The organism is Jatrophihabitans telluris (assembly GCF_023516435.1).
GTDB lineage: Bacteria > Actinomycetota > Actinomycetes > Mycobacteriales > Jatrophihabitantaceae > Jatrophihabitans_A > Jatrophihabitans_A telluris.
The window spans coordinates 2,132,775-2,157,138 of the sequence record NZ_CP097332.1; the positions used below are offsets into that span (position 1 = coordinate 2,132,775).

Genomic DNA, 24,364 nt, shown 5'->3' on the forward strand with positions numbered 1-24,364 from the left:
TGGCCGGTGGGTCACGTGGGGCGAAGAATGCGGTGCGTGGCGCCGGTAGATTGATGGGCGTGTCGACTACCCCCAGCTCCAGTCCTTTCCTGACCGCGTTGTCCCAGCGCGTGCTCGTCGGGGACGGTGCGATGGGCACGATGTTGCAGGCGGCCGACCTGTCCGTCGCGACCGACTTCCAGGATCTCGAAGGCTGCAACGAGATCCTCAACGTCACGCGGCCGGACGTCGTGGCCGCGGTTCACGATGCCTACTTCGCGGTCGGCGCTGACGCGGTGGAGACCAACACCTTCGGAGCGAACTGGGCCAACCTGGCCGAGTACGACATCGAGGACCGGATCCGCGAACTCGCCTCGGCGGGTGCCCGGATCGCCCGGGAGGTCGCCGACACCCACAGCACCCCCGAGCGTCCGCGCTTCGTGCTGGGCTCGATCGGACCGGGTACGAAGCTGCCGAGCCTCGGGCACGTGCACTTCGACAAGCTGCGGGAGGCCTATTACCAAGAGGCGCTCGGGCTCGTCGAAGGCGGTTCGGACGCGTTGATCATCGAGACCGCGCAGGATCTGCTGCAGGTCAAGGCGGCGATCATCGGTTCACAGCGCGCCATGAGCGAACTCGGCCTCGTGATCCCGATCATCACCCACGTCACCGTCGAGACGACGGGGACGATGCTGTTGGGCTCCGAGATCGGTGCGGCCCTGACCGCCCTGGAACCACTGGGCATCGACCTGATCGGCCTGAACTGCGCCACCGGTCCGGCCGAGATGAGCGAGCATCTGCGCTACCTGTCCCAGCGCGCCAAGATCGGCGTGTCGGTCATGCCGAACGCCGGCTTGCCCCAGCTCGGGCCCAACGGCGCCACCTATCCTCTGCAGCCGGCTGAGCTCGCCGACGCCCTGGAATCCTTCGTCACCGAGTTCGGGCTGGGCTTCGTCGGTGGCTGCTGCGGCACGACCCCCGAGCACATCCGCCAGGTGTCGGAACGGATGAGCAGCATCCGCGCGGCCCAGCGCCGTCCCGAGGCCGAGCCTTCGGTGGCCTCGCTGTACCAGTCCGTGACGCTGCGCCAGGACTCGTCGGTGCTGATGATCGGTGAGCGGACCAACGCCAACGGTTCGAAGGCCTTCCGCGACGCGATGCTGGCCGCCGACTGGAACAAGTGCGTCGAGATCGCCCGCTCGCAGACCCGCGACGGCTCGCATCTGCTCGATCTCAACGTCGACTACGTGGGACGCGACGGCGCGGCCGACATGCAGGAGCTGGCCGGCCGTTTCGCGACCGCCTCCACGCTTCCCCTGATGCTGGACTCCACCGAACCCGCGGTGCTCGAGGCGGGCCTGAAGATGCTCGGCGGCCGCTGCATCGTCAACTCGGTGAACTTCGAGGACGGCGACGGACCGCAGTCGCGCTACGCCCGGATCATGCCGCTGGTCGTCGAGTACGGGGCGGCGGTCGTCGCCCTGACCATCGACGAAGAGGGCCAGGCAAGAACCGCCGAGACGAAGCTGGCGATCGCCGAACGGTTGATCAACGAACTGACCGGCCACTGGGGCCTGTCGCTGTCCGACATCGTGGTGGACACGTTGACCTTCCCCATCGCGACCGGGCAGGAGGAGACGCGCCGCGACGGCATCGAGACCATCGAGGCGATCCGTGAGCTCAAGCGCCGGTACCCGCAGGTCCAGACCACTCTGGGCCTGTCCAACGTCTCCTTCGGGCTCAGTCCGGCCGCGCGGCAGGTACTGAATTCGGTCTTCCTGCACGAATGCGTGCAGGCCGGACTGGATTCGGCCATCGTGCACGCCTCGAAGATCCTGCCGATGTCCAAGATCCCGGATGAGCAGCGCGAGGTCGCTCTGGACATGGTCTACGACCGGCGCCGCGCCGCCACGGCCGACGCCGACTCCTACGACCCCTTGCAGCGCTTCCTGCAATTGTTCGAAGGCGTTTCCGCTCAGTCCTCGGCGGCGTCCCGGGCCGAGGAACTCGCCGCGCTGCCGCTGGACGAGCGACTGCAGCGGCGCATCGTCGACGGCGAACGCAACGGGCTGGAAGCCGATCTCGAGTCCGCTCTGCTGGAGCGACCTGCCTTGCAGATCATCAACGAGACGCTGCTGTCGGGGATGAAGACGGTCGGTGAGCTCTTCGGCTCTGGGCAGATGCAGTTGCCGTTCGTCCTGCAGTCGGCCGAGGTCATGAAGACCGCCGTCGCCTATCTCGAACCGCACATGGAAAAGGCTGATTCGGCCGGCAAGGGCACGATCGTGCTCGCCACCGTCAAGGGCGACGTCCACGACATCGGCAAGAACCTGGTCGACATCATCCTGTCCAACAACGGCTACACGGTCGTGAACATCGGCATCAAGCAGCCCATCGGGGCGATCATCGACGCGGCCGAGGAGCACAAGGCCGACGCGATCGGCATGTCCGGCCTGCTGGTGAAGAGCACCGTGGTCATGAAGGAGAACCTCGAGGAGATGAATTCCCGGGGCGTGGCGGAGCGCTTTCCGGTTTTGCTGGGGGGCGCCGCGCTGACTCGTGCCTACGTCGAACAAGACCTCAGCGACGTCTTCAGCGGCGATGTCCGCTACGCGCGCGACGCCTTCGACGGCCTGCGCCTGATGGACGCGCTCATGGCCGTTCGCAAGGGCGGCGTGCGGGTCGGGGTCGACGGAGGCGACGACACCAAGCTGGGCGAGGACGAGCGGCGCAAGCTGGCCGAGCGCCGGGCACGACGGGAGCGGTCGCTGCGCATCGCCGCCGAGCGCAAGGCAGCCGAGGATGCGGTCCCTGATCCGCTGGAGGGCACTCGCTCCGACGTGGCCACCGATGTGCCTGTGCCCGTCCCGCCGTTCTTCGGATCCCGTGTGGTCAAAGGGATTCCGCTGGCCGACTACGCCGCCCTGCTCGATGAGCGGGCGACCTTCATGGGGCAGTGGGGGCTGCGCGGCGCACGTGGCGGCACCGGTCCGTCCTTCGAGGAACTGGTCGAGACCGAGGGTCGTCCACGGCTGCGTTACTGGCTCGAACGGTTCCAGACCGAGGGCATCCTCGAGGCCGCCGTGGTGTACGGCTACTTCCACTGCGTCAGCGACGGCAACAAGTTGGTGGTGCTCGGCTCGGACGGTCAGGAGTTGGAGAGCTTCGACTTCCCGCGCCAGCGCAGGGAGCGGCGGCTGTGCCTGGCCGACTTCTTCCGTGCCCGCGACAGCGGCGAGACCGATGTGGTGTCCTTCCATGTCGTGACGATGGGCCAGCGCATCTCCGAGTTCGCCAACGAGCTGTTCGCGGCCAACAACTACCGGGACTACCTGGAGGTCCACGGGTTGTCGGTCCAGCTGACCGAGGCCCTGGCCGAGTATTGGCACAAGCGGGTCCGTACCGAACTCGGCGTCGCCCAGGACGATTCCTCGGATCTGGACGAGATCTTCAATCAGGGCTACCGGGGCTCGCGGTACTCCTTCGGCTACCCCGCCTGCCCGAATCTGGAGGATCAGGAGCAGCTGTTCCGACTGCTCGAGCCGGAGCGCATCGGCGTCAGCCTGTCGGAGGAGTTCCAGCTGGTCCCGGAGCAGTCGACATCGGCCATCATCGTGCCGCATCCCGAGGCGAAATACTTCGCGGCCAAATGACCGAACTGCAGGCCGTTCTGTGGGACATGGACGGCACGCTCGTCGATACCGAGCCGTACTGGATCGCGGCCGAGTATCGCCTCGTGGAGTCCTTCGGTGGCACCTGGAACGACGAGCACGCCGAATCGCTGGTCGGTAATCCGCTGCTGGTGTCCGCGGCCTATCTCCGCGAGCACGGACGGGTGGACCTGCCGCCGGAGGAGATCGTCGACCGGCTTCTGGACGAGGTCATCCAGGCCACCACCGAGCGCATCGTCTGGCGTCCGGGCGTGCTGCGCTGCCTGGCCGAGTTGAAGGCGGCCGCCATCCCGTGCGCGATGGTCACTATGTCGTATCTGAATCTGGCCACGGCGGTGGCCGACCAACTCCCGCCGGGTACGTTTCAGTCGCTGGTGACCGGAGACCAACTCTCTCGTGGCAAACCTGATCCTGAGGCGTATCTGACCGCCGCGCGCCGACTGGGTGTCGACCCGACCCGATGCGTGGCGATCGAGGACTCACCGGCGGGGCTCGGGTCCGCCGAAGCGGCGGGCTGTGTCGTGATCGGAGTGCCCAATCAGGTAAGGCTGGAACCCGCGCCGGGCCGCATCCTGCTGCCTACGCTGGAAAATGTCGGCGTCGCAGACCTACGCGGTTACGTGAGCGAGCGCGTGGCGCTCTGACTCATCCCTCGGCCTGGCTCACACCTCGGGCTCGACAGGTCCAGGGCGGGTGGACGCGGACGCGGACGACGCCGATGCCGACGCCAGGGCGTCGCTGGGGAACGGCGGCGGCGTGCCCCCTTTGGCCGGGCACAGCGGCTGGTAGGAACACCAGTCACAGAGCCGGGACGGGCTGGGGCGGAAGTCGCCGGTCAGGCTGGCGGTGGCAATGGCCTTCCAGATCGCCTGCAGAGTCCGCTCGAAGCGGGTGAGCTCGTCCGGGTCGGGGGAGTAGCTCAGGGTGTCCTTGTCGGCAAGGTAGATCAGTCGCAGCTGGCGCGGCACCACGCCACGGGTGCGCCACAACACGAGCGCGTAGAACTTCATCTGGAACAGTGCTTTGGCCTCGTAGGCCTCCCGGGGGATCGAACCGGTCTTGTAGTCGACGACGCGGATGTCACCGGCGGGCGAGACGTCCAGACGGTCGACGTAGCCGCGCAGGCGCAAGCCGTCGATCACCACCTCGACCAGTTGCTCGCGGGATTCCGGTTCGAGCCGGCGCGGATCTTCGAGCTCGAAGTAGTTCGCGACCAGCGCACGGGCCGAGTCCAGCCAGGCGGCCAGCGCGGGCGCGTCGAGCTCGGCGTCGAACAGGGTCAGCAGTTCTGGTTCGGCCTCACACAGGGCCTGCCAGGAGGGATCGACGTCGGCCTGGGCGACGGTCACGGTGCGCTGGGTGGCGGGAAGCTCGTAGAGGTGTTCGAGAACGGCGTGGACCACGGTGCCGCGGGCCGCGTCCCGGCTCGGTGTCTCGGGCAGCCTGTCGATGCTGCGGAAGCGGTACAACAACGGACAGGTCTTGAAGTCACTGGCCCGCGAGGGTGACAACGAGCCGACGACGGCCTGTGGAAGTGGCTCGAGCGCCGGAGCGGGCGTCGTGGAGGTCATGGCAGACACGGTAGGCGCTCACTCCGACAATTCCGGGATCACAGCCAGCGCAGGTGTTTGAGAGGCCACACCACGGCGAAGGCGCGGCCCACGAGCTTGTCCCTGGGGATCGTCCCGTTGAACCGGGAGTCGGAGGAGTTGCACCGGTTGTCGCCCATCACGAAGTACTGCCCGGCCGGAACCGTGATCGGCCCGAAGTCGGCGGTGCCATCGGTACACGCCGGATTCACATAAGGCTCGTTCAGCGCGACGCTGCCGATGTAGACGACCCCACCGTGCGCGCTCACGGCCTCGCCGGGCAGTCCGATCACTCGCTTGATCAGATCCTTGTCGGGAACGTTCCAGCTGTCCGGCTTGGCGAAGACGACCACGTCTTTGCGGTGCACCGAATGCAGGCGGTAGGACAGTTTGTCGACAAGGACCCGGTCCGGCTCGCAACCCTGACATCCGTGCAGCGTGGTCTCCATCGACGCCGACGGGATGTAGAAGGAGGCGATGACGTATCCGCGCAGCACGAACACGGACAGCACGGTGCCGATGAGCAGGATCGCCCATCGCACCCCGCTGGGCAGCCGCCGGCGGGTTCGGCCATGCCTGCGGTGCCGGTGCGCGGCGCGCGAATGGCGCGCGGCCACGGCGACACTTTCCGAGGCCAGGACCGGCGGGCTTACGCGATTGGCCCGGACCGTCGCCGCGATCCTGGACCGAAGGTCCGAGTCCGGGGCGCCGGCGGCACCCAGCTCCGAGTCGGACACCTCTGCAGGCTAGTACCCACGCCGACGTGGCTGCGCGTACGCCCCGTGACCGCCCGCCTACCGGTCGCCTACGATGAGACCGGTGAGCTTCTCCCGTCCGCCGTCGCCGCCGAGCCCGGTGCGCGGAGCTCGATTGGTACGAGTCGGCCGCGTCGCCGGTGTTCCGATCTTTCTCACGCCCAGCTGGATCTTCGTCGCGTTGTTCGTGACGCTGTCCTACTCCGACTTCCTCCGCAGCCAGGTCGTAGGACTGTCCCAGGCCGGGGCCTACGCGTTGGCCCTGGCGTATTCGTTCTTGCTCGCGGCCTCGGTGATCGTCCACGAGCTCGGGCACGTCCTGGTGTCGCGGGCCGTCGGCCTGACGGTCAGCCGGGTCGTGGTGTTCCTGCTGGGGGGCGTGTCCGAGATCGAGGGCCAGGCCCGGCGCCCGCGCGACGACTTCCTCATCGCCGCGGCCGGCCCGCTCTTCTCGTTCCTGCTCGCAGCCGCGTGCTGGGCGGGCACGACGGTCACCGATACGCACACGACGCTCGGGGTGACGTTTGCGTTGCTGGCCTGGAGCAACCTCATCGTCGCCGTGTTCAACGTGCTGCCGGGCCTGCCGTTGGACGGTGGCCGGCTCGTGGCCGCGCTCGTCTGGATGCTGGGCGGCAGCCGGTTCCGGGGCACCGTGGTGGCCGGCTGGTCGGGCCGGGTGGTCGCGGTCCTGCTCGCGCTGGCGGTGCTGTTCGGCAACGCGGCGCTCAGCGGGCACACCGGCACGGTGACGCTGAGCGGCATCGCCGCGGCGGCCATGGGCTTCGCGCTGGCGGCCTTTCTGTGGATGGGCGCCAGCCAGTCGCTGCGGGTCGCCTCGGTCCAGGACCGAGCGCGGCATCTGACCGCGGCGGGCCTCCTCCGGCAGGCGGTCTACGTGGCAGACCAGGTGCCGTTGTCCGAAGCCCTGCGCCGACTCGCTGCCAGCGGCGCCCGGGCGATCGTCGTCATCGACTCGGCCGGTCGCAGCCGCGCGATCGTCTCCGAACCCCAGGTGGCCAAGATCGCATTCGAACGGCGGCCGTGGACACCGCTGGCCGAGGTGTCGCGACCGCTCGAACCTGGTCTGATTCTCAGCGACGGGCTCGACGGCGAGGGGCTGATAGAGGCCATGCGGGCCATGCCGTCCAGTGAGTACCTGGTCGTCGACCAGGCCGGCGTGGCTCGCGGAGTCCTCGCCTCCAGTGATGTGCTCGGTGCGCTGGGCCTGACCAAAGCAGGAAGTAGAACGCAATGAGCGAGCTGTTCGAGCCCGGTGACCGGGTCCAGCTGACCGACCCGAAGGGACGTCTCCACACGGTCACTCTGGAGCCGGGCAAGCAGTTCCACACCCATCGCGGGGCGATCGAGCACGACCACCTCATCGGTTCGCCCGACGGTTCGGTCGTGGCCTCCACCTCCGGCACCAGCTACCTCGCCCTGCGGCCGTTACTGACCGACTACGTGCTGTCGATGCCCCGTGGCGCGGCCGTGATCTACCCCAAGGATTCGGCCCAGATCGTCGCGCAGGGCGATATCTACCCCGGCGCGCGCGTGCTGGAGGCCGGCGCCGGATCGGGAGCGCTGACGTGTTCGCTCCTGCGGGCGGTGGGGCCGACGGGTTCGCTCATCTCCTACGAACGTCGTGAGGACCACCTCGAACACGCCCGGCGCAATGTCGACAACTTTTTCGGCGGCGCCCCGCAGAACTGGGATCTGCGGCTGGGCGACGTCGTCGAACACTCGGCCGCCGAACCGGTCGACCGGGTGATCCTGGACATGCTCGCCCCGTGGGACGTGCTGGGTCCGGTCAGCGAGGCCCTGCGCCCCGGCGGGGTGTTGATCGGTTACGTGGCCACGACGACCCAGCTGTCCCGGCTCGTGGAGGCACTGCGCAACCACGGTGGTTTCACCGAACCGCACGCTTGGGAGTGCCTGCTGCGCAGCTGGCACGTGGTGGGTCTTGCGGTCCGCCCCGATCACCGGATGCAGGGGCACACCGCCTTCCTGGTCACGGCTCGCCGACTCGCTCCGGGCGTCACCGCGCCCTCGCGGCAGCGCCGTCCGGCCAAGACCGTGGAGTTGGAGGAGGCCTTCGGCGTTGCGCCTGCGGCCGAGCCCGGTTCCGATACCGTCTCTGAACCGGCGATCCCGAAGGTCTACCCCAAACTGCCCTGACTCGACCGGCCTACGCCTCGGGCCCGGCCCCGGATCCGGATCCGGCCTCGGGTCCGGCCACCGGCACGCCGTCGGTGACCCGGTTCACGTGGATGCAGTTGCCAGGGCACTCCTTGGCGGAGTCGATGACGTCCAGCCGCAGGCCGGCTGGAACGTCCACGCGCAGGCCCGCACCGAGCTTGAGATCGCCGGCGGCGTCCTTGACGTAGGCCAAGCCGTCCACGTCGAACTCGAAGACCTCCGGGGCGTACTGGACGCACAAGCCGTCGCCGGTGCACAGTTCCTGGTCGATCCACACCTCTAGTCCAGAGGTCTCGACACTCGTCTCGGACAACGTCATACCCTTCACGTCGTTGATCACACCGCGTCGGCCACACCGGCGTGCGCCGGTGTTGTAACCGGTGTGTAACCAGACACCAGAGTAGAGGGCTTACGAATTCATGCTGCGTGTGTAGGGTGAAATTCGATCCGGAATCTGGATGACCTGAGCGAGAGCGGGAGGGTACGCAGATGGCGGAAGAGTCGAGTGCACACCACGGTGAGCACCGGGGAGCGATGGGACAGGACGCGGCCGCGCTGGCCGACGAACTCGAGCACCTACGTGCCCGCCTGGCCGAATCGCCCCGCCAGATGCGTGCGCTGGAAGACCGGTTGGTCGAGACCCAGGCGCGGGTCGCGTCCCTGTCGGACCGCAACGAGCGCCTGGCCGACACTCTGCGCGACGCCCGCGACCAGCTCGTGGCGCTGAAGGAAGAAATCGACCGGTTGGCGCAGCCGCCGTCGGGCTACGGCGTGTTCCTCGAGGCCGTGGACGAGCACAGCGTCGACATCTTCACCGGCGGTCGCAAACTTCGTGTCGCGGTTTCGCCCGAGGTCGGCATCGAGAACCTCAAGCACGGCCAGGAGGTCATGCTCAACGAGGCCATGAACATCGTCGCCGCGCGCGGGTTCGAGAAGGCCGGCGAGGTCGTGACGCTCAAGGAGATCCTCGAGGACGGCGAGCGCGCGCTCGTGGTCGGACACACCGACGAGGAGCGGGTCGTTTACCTTGCCGAGGAACTGCGCAACATCCGGATCCGCTCCGGCGACTCGCTGCTCATGGAGTCGCGCTCGTCCTACGTCTTCGAGCGCATCCCCAAGAGCGAGGTCGAGGAACTGGTCCTGGAAGAGGTTCCGGACATCGACTACACCGACATCGGTGGGCTGGCCAGCCAGATCGAGCAGATCCGCGATGCCGTCGAGTTGCCTTTCCTGCACGCCGAGCTATTCCGCGAGCACCAGCTCCGGCCGCCGAAGGGCATCCTGCTCTACGGCCCGCCCGGGTGCGGCAAGACTCTCATCGCCAAGGCCGTGGCGAACTCGCTGGCCAAGCAGGTGGCCAAGGTGCGGGGCGAGGACGAGCGCGGCCGCTCGTTCTTCCTCAACATCAAGGGCCCGGAACTACTGAACAAGTACGTCGGTGAGACCGAGCGGCACATCCGGCTGGTGTTCCAGCGCGCCCGGGAGAAGGCCAGCGAGGGCACTCCCGTGATCGTGTTCTTCGACGAGATGGATTCGATCTTCCGCACCCGCGGCTCCGGTGTGTCATCGGACGTGGAGAACACCATCGTCCCGCAGCTGTTGAGCGAGATCGATGGGGTCGAGGGACTGGAGAACGTCATTGTGATCGGCGCCTCCAACCGGGAGGACATGATCGATCCGGCCATCCTGCGACCGGGCCGGCTGGACGTCAAGATCAAGATCGAACGTCCCGACGCCGAGGCCGCGCGGGACATCTTCGCCAAGTACATCCTGACTACGCTGCCGATCCACCCAGACGACCTGGCCGAGCACGGCGGGTCGGCGGACGCGACCGTCAACGCCATGATCCAAGCCACGGTCGAACGCATGTACACCGAAACCGAGGAGAATCGCTTCCTCGAGGTCACCTACGCCAACGGCGACAAGGAGACTCTGTACTTCAAGGACTTCAACTCGGGCGCGATGATCCAGAACATCGTCGACCGGGCCAAGAAGATGGCCATCAAGGATCTGCTCACCGCAGGCCAGCGTGGGCTCCGGGTGCAACATCTGGCGGCGGCGTGTGTCGATGAGTTCCGCGAGAACGAGGACCTTCCCAACACGACCAACCCCGATGACTGGGCCCGGATCTCCGGTAAGAAGGGCGAGCGCATCGTGTACATCCGCACGCTGGTCTCTGGAGCCAAGGGCAGCGAAGCCGGCCGCTCGATCGACACGATCAGCAACACCGGCCAGTACCTGTAACCCTCCGGTCGGGCCGGCAGAATCCTCGCTACCCGCCGCGCGAGCGGATCCGGCGGAGGTCGCGGCTGAGTGTCCTGCCGCGTAGCCAGGACAGCACCATGCCCACCAGCAGCAGGCCGATGGCCGCGAGGTAGCAGGACTGCGCGGCCGAGACGGGGACCAGCGCTGCGGCGACGGTGCACCCCGCTGTGCCCAGCAGCGCGACCGCCCACCCCAGCAGCATCCGGTCCCGGGCGGCGACGCCCCGCACGAACTGGCCCAGGGCGCGGTTGGCCGTAAGCCGCATCGTGACCGCGAATCCCGCGATGACGAGCACGGCCAGCACGGCCCCGGTCCGGGTGATCCAGAGCTGCGCGCCACTGTGGTCTGCCCGGGATCCGGGCTGGGTGTTGTCGCCGACGACCCGGGAGGCGATCAACACGATGAGCCACAAGGCCAGGTGCAGGTAGCGCAGGATCCGCGCGGCGAGGACCTTCAGGTTGTGCAGCGCCAGCTCGTCGCCGCCTTCGGCCAACACGCCGACCAGGCCCGCCGCGGCCGATCCGAGCCGTCGCTGGCGCATGGCGACGAGGGACAGATTGTGCCGCGCGTCGACGTAGTGCGGATCCAGCGCCAACGCCTGCTCGAAGCGGGCCCGCGCACCGTCAAGGTCCTTGACGCGCATCGCGAGGTTGCCCGCAGCCAGATGGGTCTCGGGCTCGTTGGGGGCCAGATCGAGCGCCACGGCGACGGCTTGCTCGGCCTGCATCCGGAAAGTGGGATCGGCGTCGAAGGCGGGATGGGAGGCGATCGCCTGCGACAGCAGTGTGTGGGTCTGATACACCCCGGGGTCGGCCCGCACCGAGGCGCGAGCGGCGGCCAACGCGGCGTCAGGTTCGGCCAGGCGGCTGTGCGCGACCGAGGCCAGGCGCAGCGGCCATTCGTACTCCGGCGCCAAGGAGATCGCGCGCTGGGCGAGGTCCAGAGCTGGTGCGGGGCGGTTCAGCTCGAGCTGCGCCTGCGCCGCCAGGCACAGGGCCTCGACGTCGTCCGGGTGGCTGGCCAGGTGCGCGGCCAGCGCACGCAGGGCGTCGTCGTGGCGACGCGCCTCGATGAGGGTACGTGCATAGGCCAGCGGAGCGCCGGATGTCACAGCCGCTTGGCCTTCTTCATGAAGGCCTTCAGCTCGTTGTACGTACCGTCGGTGTTGCCGAAGGTGACGACATTGCGTGCGCTGTCGAACCAGGCGCTGGTCGACGGGCTGACCTGCTCCAGCGCGAACAGCACGTCGGCCATCACGATCAGCCGCGCCTCGCCACTCTGCACGCCGTCCAGCAGCGCCTTCTCCGCGGCCAGCTCGCACACGTAGGCGATGTCGGCACCGGACAGGCCATCGCTGGCCTTGGCCAATTTGCCCAGGTCGATCCCCTCGATGGGGCGCTCCTTGAGGTGGTGCCGAAAGATTGCCTCCCGGGCCGGCTGGTCCGGCGGCAGTACCAGCACCATTCGGTCGAATCGACCGGGCCGCCGCATGGCCGGGTCGATGTCCCAGGGCTGGTTGGTCGCCCCCAGCACGAAGACCCCCTCGTTGACCCCGTTGACACCGTCGAGTTCGGTGAGCAGCTGATTGACCGATCCCCGCAATCCCGAGTTCCGGGTCTGGGTGCGACGCTGGGCCAAGGCGTCGATCTCATCGAAGAACAGCACGCACGGCGCCTCGCGGCGGGCCAGCTCGAAGGCGTCGTGCAGGTTTCGCTCGCTGTTGCCCAGGTAGGGGTCCAGCACGTCGGCCAGTCCGATCGACATGAACTTGGCCTTGAGCTCGCCGGCCAGCGCTCGGGCGATGAAGGTCTTGCCGCAGCCCGGCGGCCCGTAGAGCAGCAGGCCGCCGCGCAGGCTCTTGCCGTACAGCCGGCGGAGGTCGGGGTTACGCAGCGGAGCCAAGAACGAGGCGGTCAACCGGTCCTTGACCTCCTTCATGCCCCCGACGTCGGCCAGGGTGAGCTCCTCACGGGTCACCTCGAAGGCGGGGTCGTCTGTGGAGCCACCGGACCCGTCGACGAACATCGGGTCGCTGAGATCGCTCAGTTCGTTCTCCGCGGCCGACCAGTCGAAGACGTAGGGCCGAGGGCTGGTGGCCTCACTCGGCGCCGGTAGCGATCCGGCCCCCTGCTCATCGGTCGGCGGAGGTCCCGGACGGTCGTCCTCAGCCTCGGACTCCGGCCCGTCCGCACCCGTCTCGCCACGGCCCGCACCGGCCGGATCCGGCGTCGTGACTGCCTCGCCGGCAGCCGGAGTCCCGGCTGTGGCCAGCGGTGTGGCCGGCGGTGTGGCCGGCGTCGGCGCGATCAAGGCGGCCAGAGCCGCGCGAAGCTGGTCGTGGGTCGGGAACTGGACCAGCCCGGCAGCGAGCAGGGCGACGGCCTCGTCCTGGTCCCCGCGCTGGCCGAGGAGCGCGGCCACATGCAGCCGCAGTTCGACGTCGGAGGGGGCCGTGTCGAGCGCCCGGCGCAGGGAATCCAGGAGGGGATCTGTCACCTGGCCGAGCCTAGCGGGCCCACCTTGGGCCGGCGGCGTGCGAAGGCTGTCGGCGGCCCGGGACGAGCCCGGGGCCCGGACGGCGCTTTCGCGCCCTGCCGACTGCACGGGCCGTAGCCTGAACCCATGACGGTCACGCGTGTGATGGGTACCGAGGTCGAGTACGGGGTCAGCGTCCCCGGCAACCCGACCGCCAACGCGATGCTGCTGTCCGCGCAGGTCGTCAACGGGTACGCCTCGTTGTTGCCCGGTGGGCGCCGACGTCGCCCGGGCTGGGACTTCGAGGAGGAATCGCCGTTGCGCGATGCCCGCGGCTTCGACCTGTCCGGGCCCAATCACGTGGCCGAGCAGTTCCTGGAGGACGAGGAGGACGCGGGCCTGGCCAACGTCGTGCTGCCCAACGGCGCTCGGCTCTACGTCGACCACGCTCATCCCGAGTACTCGACCCCCGAGGTGACCAGCCCACTGGACATCGTCCGATTCGACCGGGCCGGCGAGCTGGTGATGGCGGCGGCAGCCGCGCAGGCCGGTCGCCTCAACGGCGGGACGATCACGCTGTACAAGAACAACACCGACAACAAGGGCGTGTCCTACGGCGCCCACGAGAACTATCTGATGAGCCGGCAGACGCCCTTCGCGGCGATCGTCAGCCAGCTCACGCCGTTCTTCGTGACCCGTCAGATCGTCTGCGGCGCCGGGCGGGTCGGTATCGGGCAGGACGGTCACCAGCACGGATTCCAGATCAGCCAGCGGGCCGACTTCTTCGAGGTCGAGGTCGGGCTGGAGACGACGTTGAAGCGCCCCATCATCAACACCCGCGACGAACCGCACGCCGACGCCGAGAAGTACCGGCGTCTGCACGTGATTCTCGGAGACGCGAACCTGGCCGAACTGTCCACGTTCCTCAAGGTCGGCACGACCTCGTTGGTGCTGGCCATGATCGAGTCCGGCTGGCTCAACGACGAACTACGCATCGCCGAGCCGGTGCGCGAACTCCGCAGCGTCAGCCATGACCCCGGTCTGTCCCATCTCGTGCGGTTGGCTGACGGGCGCAGCCTGACCGCGCTCGAGCTTCAGTTGGAGTACCTGGACCGGGCTCGCAAGTACGTCGACGACCGGCTCGGCAGCGACGCCGACGTCCAGACCGTCCAGGTGCTCGACGAATGGGAATCGGTGCTCACCCGACTCGGCGAGGACCCGATGCAGCTGGCCGGCGAGCTCGACTGGGTCGCCAAGCTACGCCTGCTACAGGGATTTCGTGAGCGCGACGGGCTGGAGTGGTCCAGTCCGCGCCTGCACGCGATCGATCTGCAGTACGCCGACATCCGTGCGGACAAGGGCCTCTACCACCGCCTCGTCCAGCGAGGTTCGATGCGCACGCTGATCGATCCGGCCGACGCCGAGTCGGCGCGCGAGCACCCACCGGTCGATACCCGGGCCTACTTCCGCGGTGAATGCCTGCGCCGCTACCCGGAGTCGGTGGCGGCCGCCTCGTGGGACTCGGTCATCTTCGACGTCGGACAGCGCTCGCTGGTCCGGGTGCCCACCCTGGAGCCGCTGCGGGGAACCCGGGCGCACGTTCAGGAACTGCTGGACCGGTGCGCCACCGCGCACGATCTGGTCGACGCCCTGCTGGGGTGAGTTGGCCCCTACCCGAGCGCGGGACCCACGGGGCCTACTAGTGTCGGAGTACCGATCCGGTGCACTGAAGGCGTGAGGTGAGTATGGCCAGTCATGAAGGCGGACAGACCCGGCCGTCCAAGCAACGTGAGGACGAGACCGAGGAAGTTGCCGAGGCCAACAGCGATGTGGCCGAACGGCACGAGAAGCTGACCGATGACGTTGACGCGATTCTCGACGACATCGACGAGGTGCTGGAAACCAACCCGGAGGACTTCGTCCGTAGCTTCGTGCAGAAGGGTGGTCAGTGAGTGAGCAGCGAGCGGGCGATGAGCGCCTACGCGAAGAGCGGAAAGGTGGCCGGTAATCCTTGAGCATGGCTGAGAACCGAGGTCTGCTGCGCTATGCCACCGACCCAGGATCGTCGTCCTTCGTGGAGTTTCTCTCGGCTGCGGCCACCGATCTGTTGCCCAACAAGCGCATGATCGGCCTGGACGCCTCCGGTTCCACGGCGAACCTGCCGCATGCGACGACCATCGTTGCCGCAGTTTTCGACGGTGGCGTGGTCATGGCCGGCGATCGGCGCGCGACGATGGGCAACCTCATCGCCCAGCGCGACATCGAGAAGGTGTTCGCCTCCGACGACTTTTCGCTGGTCGGTATCGCGGGAACGGCGGGCATCGCGATCGAGATCGTCCGTCTGTTCCAGGTGGAACTCGAGCATTACGAGAAGATCGAGGGGACGCCGCTCACCCTGGACGGCAAGGCGAACCGCCTGGCCACCATGATCCGCAACAATCTCGGTCCCGCCATGCAGGGCCTGGCTGTAGTCCCGCTGTTCGCCGGGTTCGACGTCGACGCCGGATCCTCGACCGAGGCTGGCAGGATCTACAGCTACGACGTGACCGGTGGCCGCTACCCGGAGCAGTACTTCCACTCGGTTGGCTCGGGGTCGGTCTTTGCCAAGAGTTCGCTCAAGAAGCTCTGGCGGCCGGCGATGTCCGAGGACGAGACGGTCAGTGTCGTCGTCGAGGCCTTGTACGACGCGGCCGACGACGACTCAGCCACGGGCGGCCCGGACCTGACCCGCCGGATCTTTCCCGTCGTCTACGCCGCCACGGCCGACGGCGCGCGCCGCGTAACCGATGAACACCTCGACACGGTGGTCCGCGCGCTGCTGCAGCGCCGCTCCGAGCACCCGGGTTCCTGACAGACCTTCCTCCCGCACTCGATCGACGAGTGCCTGATCGAGCAGAAAGCCGGAGACCACGATGTCGATGCCGTTCTACGCCTCGGCCGAACAGATCATGCGCGATCGTTCGGAGTACGCCCGCAAGGGCATCGCCCGGGGTCGCAGCGTGGTCGTGTTGACCTACGCCGACGGCGTGTTGTTCGTCGCTGAGAACGCGAGTTCGGCTTTGCACAAGGTCTCGGAGATCTACGACCGGATCGGTTTCGCCGCCGTCGGCAAGTACAACGAGTTCGAGAACCTGCGGGTGGCCGGTATCCGGTTGGCTGATCTGCGCGGGTACTCCTACGACCGCCGTGACGTCACCGCCCGCGCGCTGGCCAACGCCTACGCCCAGACCCTCGGGTCGATCTTCACCGAGCAGCAGAAGCCCTACGAGGTCGAACTCTGCGTGGCCGAGGTGGGCAATGCCGCCGCCGACGACCAGCTGTACCGGCTGTCCTACGACGGCACGATCGTCGACGAGCCGGAGTACCTGATCATGGGCGGGCAGGCAGATCTGGTCACGAACTCGGTGAAGGCCGCCTTCCGCACCGGAATGAACTTGGACGAAGCCATCTCAGTGGCGGTAGCCGCACTCGGCGCTTCCGGCGCGGACAGCGGTGCGCCCCGAGAGATCGCCGCCGGAGCCCTGGAGGTCGCCGTGCTCGATCGTAACCGGGGCAAGCGCAAGTTCCGCCGGATCACCGGGCCCGCGCTGGCCAGCCTGCTTCCGTCCAGCCCGCTCCCACCGGCAGAAGGCGACTCGCCGGCGGACTCGCCAGCGCAGCCGCCGGCCGATACTCCCGTGGAGCCCACCGAGTCGGGCGACTAGCCGCGCTATCGGGCGACATGGTGCCCAGGCCGGGCACGCCACGCTCCCTCCCGGTCCTACCGAGACCGCCGCACTGCCTCAACGATCTGCCGTGCGCGGCGTCGGGCGGTTTAGGCCGGACGGGCGGCGGTGGGAAGTAGACAAGCTCCGCCGCCCGCCCGGCGCATCACCCGGCGACGATGTTGCCGCCCGACACTGCGACGGCAACCGTGGCCAGGCCGTTCTGAGCCGGTCCGCTGAGGCGGGCGCCGGTCTTGGGATCGAAGGTCGAACCGTGGCAGGGACAGGCGAAGCTGGCAGCCACCGTGCAACCCTGATGCGGGCAGACCGCGCTGAAGGCGGCGACGGTGTCCGGACCCGTACGGCTGATCAAGATGTCACTGCCGTCTGCGCTCTTGGCCGCGATGGCCGATCCCACCGCGACCGACGACAGCGGCGCCAGCACCTGGCCGGCGCCGGCGGACCGGACCGCTGAACCTGATGAGCCTGATCCGCCGGAGGTCGAGACATCGCTTCGGGTCGGGCCCGGCGCTGCGCTGCACGCGGCGAGCACGAGCGCGCCGCCACCAGCACCGGCCGCGAGCACGAGGCGGCGGCTCGGTCCACTCAGCGGGGCCCTCAACTCGGCAGTCGGCTCGGCGGGCCTGATGTCCTCGGTGTTCACAAACGGTCTCCGATCACGTTTTCGGTCTGGTCAGACGCCGCGCGTCTGCCGTGGTCTACGACCTCAGCGCACAATCGGTTCAGCACTGATACCCGCACCACGCCCGGACGTCTCTGATTGAACCGCTCTCGATCGCCGTGCGTAGGAAGGGCGGGACGGAGAAGGTGACATGCAAAGGCAAACCACAGGCACGAGCGAGCAAGAGCTCATGCGAATGTTGCACGACGAGCATGCGGGCGCGCTGTGGGCCTTCGCCGTTAGGCTAACCGGCGGCGATCGCGCGGCGGCCGAGGACGTGGTGCAGGAGACCCTCCTGCGGGCCTGGAAGCAGACCGACAATCCCGTCTTTGCAGACAACCACTCCAGAGCGGCCCGGACCTGGCTTTACACGGTCGCCCGGCGGATCGTCATAGACGAGTGGCGAGCCCGCAAAGTGCGTCCAGAGAAGCTCGTCTCCGATGTCCCGGAATCCGGTGGTGCCGACTACACCGAACAACTGGTCGAGTCCCGCCTGATCGCCGACGCTCTGGCCCGCCTGACACCGGACCACCGGGCGGTCCTCGTCGAGATGTACTACCGCCGCTCCAGCGTCCGCGAGGCCGCTGCCCGGCTCGGAATCGCGGAAGGAACCGTGAAGTCCAGGACCCATTACGCCCTGCAGGCGTTCAAACTCGTACTCGCGGAGATGGGGGTGGAACAGTGACCGAATTCGACGCCGACCGGCACGCGGCCGAGCACGAACGCTTCGCCCGCGATGACGCGGCCTACCTGGCCGGCGCGTTGGACGACGACGACGCCGCGGCGTACGAGGCGCACCTGTCCGGCTGCCCCCTCTGCCAGGCCCAGATCTCGGAACTGAACGGCCTGACCGACCGGTTGCTCAACGCCGACCCGAGCGCCTTCGCCGAGGTCGAGGCGGTACCCGACACCCTGCTGCCCCGGCTGCTCAGGGAGGTTCGCAGTTACCGGCGACGCCAGCGCGTGCGGGTCGCGCTCGCCGCCGGCGTGGCCGCCTGCCTGGTGCTGTTCGCGGGGGTCGGAGGAATCCGGTTCTGGAACGACGCTCACGCCCCGACCGTCCACCACTTCACCGCCGCCAATGGCGGCCCGGCCACCGTGGAGGCCACCGTGACGCTGCGGTCCTCCAAGACCGGGACGAGCCTGCGGGTCTACTGCGGCCACTACCGCGGCGCGCCGTCGGGATACGGCCCGAGCGGGCAAACGGGACCACAGGATCAGGGCGAGTACCGGCTGGTCGTCATCAACCGCGCCGGTTCCAAGCAGTATCCGGTGAGCTGGCCCCCGGGCGCCGACATCCGGGTTGACGCCGGCAGTATCTGGCCACCGAAGGCGATCAAGACCATCCAGATCGTCGACGCCAGCGGCAACCCGGTGCTGCAGGTGAACCTGTGACGAACCGACACGAACGATCACGGCACGGAAACGCTTCGGCCAGGTGAGCCCCGAGCTGACTAGGCTGGGGTTCGTGCAGCGACGTATCTTCGGGATCGAGAACGAGTACGGCGTGACCTGCACCTTCGAGGGCCAGCGTCGGCTGAGTCCGGACGAGGTCGCGCGCTACCTGTTCCGTCGCGTCGTCAGCTGGGGGCGTTCGTCCAACGTCTTTCTGCGCAACGGTGCCCGGCTGTACCTGGACGTCGGCAGCCACCCCGAGTACGCCACCCCGGAATGCGACTCGTTGGTCGAGCTGGTGACGCACGACAAGGCCGGCGAACGGATTCTCGAGGGGCTGCTCATCGACGCCGAGAAGCGCCTCAACGACGAGGGCATCTCCGGCGACATCTACCTGTTCAAGAACAACACCGACTCGGCCGGCAACTCCTACGGCTGTCACGAGAACTTCCTCGTCGCACGGCACGGCGAGTTCAGCCGCATGGCCGACGTCCTGATCCCGTTCCTGGTCACCCGTCAACTGATCTGCGGCGCGGGTAAGGTCCTGCAGACCCCGCGCGGTGCCGTCTTCTGCCTGTCCCAACGGGCTGAGCACATCTGGGAGGGCGTTTCCTCCGCGACCACCCGGTCCCGTCCGATCATCAACACCCGTGACGAGCCGCACGCCGACGCCGAGCGGTACCGGCGGCTGCACGTGATCGTCGGCGACTCGAACATGAACGAGAACACCACGCTGCTCAAGGTCGGCAGCGCCGATCTCGTGCTGCGCATGATGGAGCAGGGCATCTCGTTCAAGGACCTCACCCTGGAGAATCCGATCAGGGCGATCCGCGAGATCAGCCACGACCTGACCGGCACCCGCCAGATCAAGCTCGCCAACGGGCGGATGTCCAGCGCCGGTGAGATCCAGCGGGAGTACTACGAGAAGGCGCGGGCCTTCGTAGACACGGCGGGGACGGACCCGCTGACCGAGCGGGTGCTCGATCTGTGGGGCCGCACCCTCAAGGCGGTCGACGCCCAGGACCTGTCCCTGATCGACCGCGAGATCGACTGGGCCACCAAGTACCAGCTGATCGAGCGCTACCGAGCGCGCTACGACCTGCCCCTGTCCTCGCCGCGAGTGGCGCAGCTGGACCTGACCTACCACGACATCCGTCGTGACCGGGGTCTTTTCTACCTGTTGCAGAACCGCGGCGCGCTCAACCGGGTGGTGAGCGACCTCGCGGTCTTCGAGGCCAAGAACGTACCTCCGCAGACCACCAGGGCAAAGCTGCGTGGCGAGTTCATCAAGCGGGCGCAGGAGACGCGCCGCGACTTCACCGTCGACTGGGTTCACCTCAAGCTTAATGACCAGGCTCAACGGACGGTGTTGTGCAAGGATCCATTCCGTTCGGTCGACGACCGCGTCGACAAGTTGATCGCCTCTATGTAGAGCGTCCGCCCGGATGCCGCCACGGCGATCCGAGTGGGCAGGGCCGCGGAGCGTAGACGGTGGACGGTGCACGACGACGACACGCTCCGCGAGCGCGGGGTGCTGCGCCGGCCAGTGGTTCCCGTCGCCTACCGTTGAGCGATATGGCCGCCCGACGACAGCAGCGACTGGTGAATCTCGTGCTGCTTCTCCTGTCCACCCGCCAGTACATCACCGCCGATCGCATTCGCGACCTGGTCGAGGGCTACGAGGTCTCAGAGGAATCCAGCAACCCGGACGAGGCGTTCAAGCGCAGTTTCGAGCGGGACAAGGCCGAGCTGCGTGAACTGGGTGTCCCGCTGGAAACGGGCCGTAATTCAGCCTTCGACACCGAGGACGGCTACCGGATCGCGCGCAAGGACTTCGAGCTTCCCCCGATCAGCTTCACCGCCGACGAGGCCGCCGCAGTGGGCCTGGCGGCCCGGCTGTGGAGTTCGGCCAGCCTGGCCACCGAGGCGAGGACCGCCCTGATCAAGCTGCGCGCCGCCGGTGTCGAGATCGACGCCGAGGCCGGCGCGGACACGCTGCCGCCGCTGCCGGCCAACGAGCCCGCCCTGCCCGACCTCCTGGCTGCGGTCTCGGACAAGCGGGTGGTGCAGTTCAGCCACCGCAAACCCTTCGCCGACGCTGCGGACAAGCGCGTCCTGGAACCGTGGGGCGTGCTGTCCTGGCGCGGACGCTGGTACGTGGTAGGACACGATCGGGGCCGAGGGGAGCCGCGCAGCTTCCGGTTGGACCGGATCGAGGGAGCCGTCCGCACCGTGGCCTCGTCGGCGCAGACCACGCGCCCGGCCGGGCTGGACATGCTGGAGATGGTTCGCGGTGCCAACCCGCAGCCGGGCCACGTGGGACGGGTGCGGGTGCGCGACGGAAGGGGCGGGCAGCTGCGGCGCCGCGCCCAGTCGGTGAGCCGGGAAGAGGGGCAGGACGTGCTCGAGATCGAGTACCGGGACACCGAATGGCTGGCTGCGATGGTGGCCTCGGTTGGAACGGACGCCTTCGTCGTCGATCCGCCCGAACTCGTCAAGTCGGTGGTCAGCCTGCTCGAAGCCGCTGCCGGGGGGCGGCGATGAGCGACACCGGCGACAAGGTCACCCGGCTGCTCGCTCTGGTGCCCTACGTGCTCAATCGCGGCGTGGCCTCGATCACCGAGACGGCCGAAGCCTTCGGCATCAGCGAGGACCAGGTTCGCAAGGAGCTGGAGATGCTGTGGCTGTGCGGGCGTTCGTCCGGCCCGGAGGATCTCATCGACCTCATGTTCGAGCAGGACACCGTCTCGGTCACCTACGACGGCGGCCTGAGCCGGCCGCTGAAACTGACGGCGACCGAGGCGATGACTCTCGGCGTGGCCCTGCGCACGCTCACCGACCTGCCGGGAGCGACCTCCACCGGTGCGGCTGAGCGCGCCCTGGCCAAGATCGAGACCGCGGCCGGTCAGCACCTGGACACCGCCGGCGTCGATATCCGGCTCGCCGCTCAGGACCGCTGGCTCGGCCTGGCCCAGCGCGCGGTCGCCGAGAAGCGAGCCGTCGAGCTGCGTTACTACACCGCCGCCCGGGACGAATCGACCCATCGCGTCGTCGATCCGGTCCAGGTCTTCACCGTCGACGGCGTGAACTACCTCGAGGCGTGGTGCCGTCGCGCCGAAGGAATGCGCAGCTTCCGCTTGGACCGGTTCGAGGATGCCACGCTCTTGGACGAACCCGCGGTGATCCCGGTCGACATCAATCCGAAGGATGTCTCAGAAGGCGTGTATCGCCCGGCACCGGAGCACCTGCTCGTCGAACTGAGTCTGGGTCCCGGATGGAGTTGGGTGAGCGAGTACTACCCGAGCGAGACGGTCGAACCCGACCCGGACGAACCGGCCGTGCTCAGAGTGAGCTTGCGCGTGGCCGACCCGGCTTGGGTGGCCGCGCTGGTCAGACGGTCCGGGGGAGCGGTGTCGGTGCTCGCTCCCGACTGGCTGGCCCGTGACGTCCGAGCCGAGGCCGCGTCGGCGCTGGCCGCGTATTCAGCCTGATCGGCGGCCAGTAGGCTCAGCGCCATGCAGGGGTGGATCGTGGTCGGGGTGTGGGCCTTCGCCGTGGTTTTCGCGGCCGTACTGCTCGTGTTCTGCCTGTACGAGATCAGCTGGAAGGTCCGTCGTCTGCAGTCCGACAAGCTCCGTCTCGATCGCTTGGTCGCTGAACTGAGCGGTGTCGGCACCGCACTGGCCGAAACCGCGGAACGGGCCCGAGGCCTCAATCGCACCGCACCGGCGGTCCTCGAATCGCAGGCGGGCTGAGCGCGCCGATGGTGAAGTTCCGCAAGCGCCCGGCGGGCGACCCCGAAGGACGCATGTCCGTCCTGGACCATCTCCGCGAACTCCGGCGACGAGTCGCGATCGTGCTCGTCATCCTGTTCCTGGGCGCGATCATCGGCTGGCTGTTCTACAACCCGATCCTGCATCTGCTGGAAAAGCCCTACTGCAACGTCCCGTTCCAGCGGCGCCTCGGTGCGACCAAGCAGTCCGACTGCGATCTGCTGTACTCCGCGCCGCTGGACGGCTTCACGATTCGCCTGAAGATCTCGATGATCACGGGCAGCATCATCACCGCGCCGCTGTGGTTGTTCCAGATCTGGGCGTTCGTCACTCCTGGGCTGCGGCGTAGCGAGCGCAAGTACTCCCTGATCTTTGCGGCCAGTTCGTCCGTGCTGTTCGTAGCCGGCATGGCGATGGCCTACTGGACGCTCTCGCGCGGTCTGAACGCGCTCATCGAACTGTCTGGCTCGGGCACCAAGGCGGCACTCGGGGTTCAGCAGTACATCTCCTTCGTCACGCTCGTCCTGCTCACCTTCGGCGCCTCCTTCGAGCTCCCGCTGCTGATCGTGATGCTCAACATCACGCGGGTGTTGCCCTACTCGCTGCTCAAACGTGGGCAGCGCTTGGGCATCTTCCTGGTGTTCGTCTTCACCGCGGTCGCCACACCCTCGACCGACCCGTTCACGATGACCCTCATGGCGGTGCCGCTACTGCTGTTGTTCGAGGCCGCGGTGCTCGTGGCCTTCCTGCACGACCGCCGCCGGGCGCGTCGCCAGATCGCCGATGAGGAGCAGCGGGCCGCCGAGCAGTTGCCCGACGACGTGGCCTCGGTCATCGACCCCCGTCCGAGTGACCTGCCGACGCGCGCGGCCAGCCTCGAATCGGAGTGGACGGAGCTTCCGTGAGTCTGGGCCGACCCCGCGTGAGCCTGGTCGTCAATCCGGCCTCGAACAAGGGAGCCGCGGTCGCGGTCGGAGCGCGGGTGGCCTCGCACCTTTCGCGCGCGGCCGAGGTCCGGGTGTTCAGCGGTCGCAGCCAGGCGGAATCGGTCTCGATCCTGGCGCACGCCGGGGAGGACGCCGACGCCGTGGTGGTGTGCGGCGGCGACGGGATCGTGCATCTGGCGGTCAACGCTCTGGCCCAGGGCGAGGTGCCGTTGGGGATCATCCCGGCCGGTACGGGCAACGACACCGCCACCGCGCTGGGTATTGATCCCGATCCGTTGCGAGCCGCGGACGCGCTGCTGGCCGCGCTGCACGCCAAGTCCGTCCGCCGGATCGACCTCGGCCATTGCGATGCCGTGCCGGTTTCGCCCAACGCCGACGGCCGATGGTGGGTGACGATGCTCTACGCGGGCTTCGATTCCGGGGTCAACGAGCGGGCCAACCGGATGCGGTGGCCGTCGGGAAAGCGTCGTTACGATCTGGCCATCGCCGCCGAGATGCTGCGCCTGCGGTCGCGCGCGCTCACCCTCCAGCTGGACGACCAGACCATCCGCACCCCGATGACGCTCGTGGCCATCGGCAATGGTCCGCAATACGGCGGAGGCAAGCTGATGACACCCGGGGCGCGCATGGACGACGGCATCTTCGACGTCACGGTGGTGGGAGCCGTTTCCCGTCTGACCCTGGCCCGGTTGGCGCCGACCCTGCCGCGGGCCGGCCACCTGCGACACCCGGCCGTGACGACATACCGATCCGCGACCGTCACGATCGAGGCGCCGCAGACGGTGGCGTGGGCCGATGGTGAGCGCGTCGGCGACCTTCCGGTACGGACGGTCTGCGTGGCCGGAGCACTTGCGGTGCTGGTGCCGATCGGTCCATCCGCACCGGGGCTGTCGCGGTCGGAGGACCCTGCCGGCTGAGTCCGGCCCAGGTCCG

General features: G+C 68.1%; 23 protein-coding genes. 17 read left to right on the plus strand and 6 right to left on the minus strand.

The features are described 5' to 3' along the window. The first annotated feature begins 53 nt into the window (after window positions 1–53). Both metH and M6D93_RS09980 read left to right on the plus strand, forming a co-directional pair. Window positions 54–3,632 (plus strand): methionine synthase, encoded by a 3,579-nt coding sequence (gene metH, locus M6D93_RS09975; protein WP_430667187.1) that lies wholly within the window; start codon window positions 54–56, stop codon window positions 3,630–3,632. Next, a complete protein-coding gene (locus tag M6D93_RS09980) occupies window positions 3,629–4,294 on the plus strand; it encodes an HAD family hydrolase (protein ID WP_249768981.1) in 666 nt (221 codons plus the stop codon). The genes metH and M6D93_RS09980 overlap by 4 nt, the downstream gene beginning before the upstream one ends. 18 nt (window positions 4,295–4,312) lie before the next feature. Here the strand turns inward: M6D93_RS09980 and M6D93_RS09985 are convergent, their stop codons facing one another. Then, entirely contained in the window at window positions 4,313–5,221 is a 909-nt protein-coding gene (locus tag M6D93_RS09985; RefSeq protein WP_249768982.1) for a RecB family exonuclease, read from the minus strand. A 38-nt stretch (window positions 5,222–5,259) separates the two neighbouring features. Then, window positions 5,260–5,976 (minus strand): signal peptidase I, encoded by a 717-nt coding sequence (gene lepB / locus M6D93_RS09990; RefSeq protein ID WP_249768983.1) that lies wholly within the window; start codon window positions 5,974–5,976, stop codon window positions 5,260–5,262. 82 nt (window positions 5,977–6,058) lie between these two features. Between lepB and M6D93_RS09995 the strand changes: the two genes are divergently transcribed. Then, the gene (locus tag M6D93_RS09995; protein WP_249768984.1) at window positions 6,059–7,249 is read left to right on the plus strand and encodes a site-2 protease family protein; all 1,191 of its coding nucleotides are present in this window, start codon (window positions 6,059–6,061) and stop codon (window positions 7,247–7,249) included. Then, a complete protein-coding gene (locus M6D93_RS10000) occupies window positions 7,246–8,169 on the plus strand; it encodes a tRNA (adenine-N1)-methyltransferase (protein ID WP_283818560.1) in 924 nt (307 codons plus the stop codon). Before M6D93_RS09995 ends, M6D93_RS10000 begins: the two co-directional genes overlap by 4 nt. Before the next feature lie 10 nt (window positions 8,170–8,179). Here M6D93_RS10000 and M6D93_RS10005 read toward each other — a convergent pair whose 3' ends face one another. Beyond that, the gene (locus tag M6D93_RS10005) at window positions 8,180–8,509 is read right to left on the minus strand and encodes a ferredoxin (protein WP_249768985.1); all 330 of its coding nucleotides are present in this window, start codon (window positions 8,507–8,509) and stop codon (window positions 8,180–8,182) included. 215 nt (window positions 8,510–8,724) lie between these two features. Here M6D93_RS10005 and arc point away from each other — a divergent pair, with 215 nt between their 5' ends. Further along, the gene (gene arc, locus M6D93_RS10010) at window positions 8,725–10,434 is read left to right on the plus strand and encodes a proteasome ATPase (RefSeq protein ID WP_430667228.1); all 1,710 of its coding nucleotides are present in this window, start codon (window positions 8,725–8,727) and stop codon (window positions 10,432–10,434) included. A 28-nt stretch (window positions 10,435–10,462) separates the two neighbouring features. Here the strand turns inward: arc and M6D93_RS10015 are convergent, their stop codons facing one another. Next, complete coding sequence (locus M6D93_RS10015; protein ID WP_249768987.1) at window positions 10,463–11,566, minus strand: tetratricopeptide repeat protein; 1,104 nt, start codon at window positions 11,564–11,566, stop codon at window positions 10,463–10,465. Continuing rightward, window positions 11,563–12,951 carry an ATP-binding protein gene (locus M6D93_RS10020; protein WP_249768989.1) on the minus strand — a complete coding sequence of 463 codons (1,389 nt, stop codon included), beginning with the start codon at window positions 12,949–12,951 and terminating at the stop codon, window positions 11,563–11,565. Before M6D93_RS10020 ends, M6D93_RS10015 begins: the two co-directional genes overlap by 4 nt. A gap of 126 nt (window positions 12,952–13,077) precedes the next feature. Between M6D93_RS10020 and dop the strand changes: the two genes are divergently transcribed. From dop to prcA, 4 genes are all read left to right on the plus strand, one after another. Then, a complete protein-coding gene (gene dop / locus M6D93_RS10025) occupies window positions 13,078–14,592 on the plus strand; it encodes a depupylase/deamidase Dop (RefSeq protein WP_249768991.1) in 1,515 nt (504 codons plus the stop codon). Window positions 14,593–14,675: 83 nt separating this feature from the next. After that, entirely contained in the window at window positions 14,676–14,882 is a 207-nt protein-coding gene (locus M6D93_RS10030; protein WP_249768993.1) for a ubiquitin-like protein Pup, read from the plus strand. 65 nt (window positions 14,883–14,947) lie between these two features. After that, complete coding sequence (gene prcB, locus M6D93_RS10035) at window positions 14,948–15,781, plus strand: proteasome subunit beta (RefSeq protein ID WP_249768995.1); 834 nt, start codon at window positions 14,948–14,950, stop codon at window positions 15,779–15,781. A 61-nt stretch (window positions 15,782–15,842) separates the two neighbouring features. Next, window positions 15,843–16,634: a proteasome subunit alpha gene (gene prcA / locus M6D93_RS10040; protein WP_249768997.1), complete on the plus strand. Its 792-nt coding sequence runs from the start codon at window positions 15,843–15,845 to the stop codon at window positions 16,632–16,634. A 166-nt stretch (window positions 16,635–16,800) separates the two neighbouring features. On the opposite strand, the gene M6D93_RS10045 is transcribed toward prcA, so the two are convergent. Continuing rightward, entirely contained in the window at window positions 16,801–17,298 is a 498-nt protein-coding gene (locus tag M6D93_RS10045; RefSeq protein ID WP_249768999.1) for a Rieske (2Fe-2S) protein, read from the minus strand. A 208-nt stretch (window positions 17,299–17,506) separates the two neighbouring features. On the opposite strand from M6D93_RS10045, the gene M6D93_RS10050 reads away from it, so the two are divergent. The 8 genes from M6D93_RS10050 (at window position 17,507) to M6D93_RS10085 (ending at window position 24,348) form a co-directional block, all read left to right on the plus strand. Continuing rightward, window positions 17,507–18,001: a sigma-70 family RNA polymerase sigma factor gene (locus tag M6D93_RS10050; protein WP_249769001.1), complete on the plus strand. Its 495-nt coding sequence runs from the start codon at window positions 17,507–17,509 to the stop codon at window positions 17,999–18,001. Next, entirely contained in the window at window positions 17,998–18,711 is a 714-nt protein-coding gene (locus tag M6D93_RS10055) for a zf-HC2 domain-containing protein (RefSeq protein ID WP_249769002.1), read from the plus strand. The genes M6D93_RS10050 and M6D93_RS10055 overlap by 4 nt, the downstream gene beginning before the upstream one ends. A gap of 73 nt (window positions 18,712–18,784) precedes the next feature. Continuing rightward, window positions 18,785–20,143, plus strand: a complete 1,359-nt coding sequence (gene pafA / locus M6D93_RS10060; RefSeq protein WP_249769003.1) for a Pup--protein ligase — start codon at window positions 18,785–18,787, stop codon at window positions 20,141–20,143. Window positions 20,144–20,286: 143 nt separating this feature from the next. After that, window positions 20,287–21,255 (plus strand): helix-turn-helix transcriptional regulator, encoded by a 969-nt coding sequence (locus M6D93_RS10065; RefSeq protein WP_249769004.1) that lies wholly within the window; start codon window positions 20,287–20,289, stop codon window positions 21,253–21,255. Continuing rightward, window positions 21,252–22,202 carry a helix-turn-helix transcriptional regulator gene (locus M6D93_RS10070; RefSeq protein WP_249769005.1) on the plus strand — a complete coding sequence of 317 codons (951 nt, stop codon included), beginning with the start codon at window positions 21,252–21,254 and terminating at the stop codon, window positions 22,200–22,202. The genes M6D93_RS10065 and M6D93_RS10070 overlap by 4 nt, the downstream gene beginning before the upstream one ends. Window positions 22,203–22,226: 24 nt before the next feature. After that, window positions 22,227–22,466: a hypothetical protein gene (locus M6D93_RS10075; RefSeq protein WP_249769006.1), complete on the plus strand. Its 240-nt coding sequence runs from the start codon at window positions 22,227–22,229 to the stop codon at window positions 22,464–22,466. 8 nt (window positions 22,467–22,474) lie between these two features. After that, window positions 22,475–23,389 carry a twin-arginine translocase subunit TatC gene (gene tatC, locus M6D93_RS10080; RefSeq protein WP_249769007.1) on the plus strand — a complete coding sequence of 305 codons (915 nt, stop codon included), beginning with the start codon at window positions 22,475–22,477 and terminating at the stop codon, window positions 23,387–23,389. Then, window positions 23,386–24,348 carry a diacylglycerol/lipid kinase family protein gene (locus M6D93_RS10085; RefSeq protein ID WP_249769008.1) on the plus strand — a complete coding sequence of 321 codons (963 nt, stop codon included), beginning with the start codon at window positions 23,386–23,388 and terminating at the stop codon, window positions 24,346–24,348. Before tatC ends, M6D93_RS10085 begins: the two co-directional genes overlap by 4 nt. Window positions 24,349–24,364 lie beyond the last annotated feature (16 nt).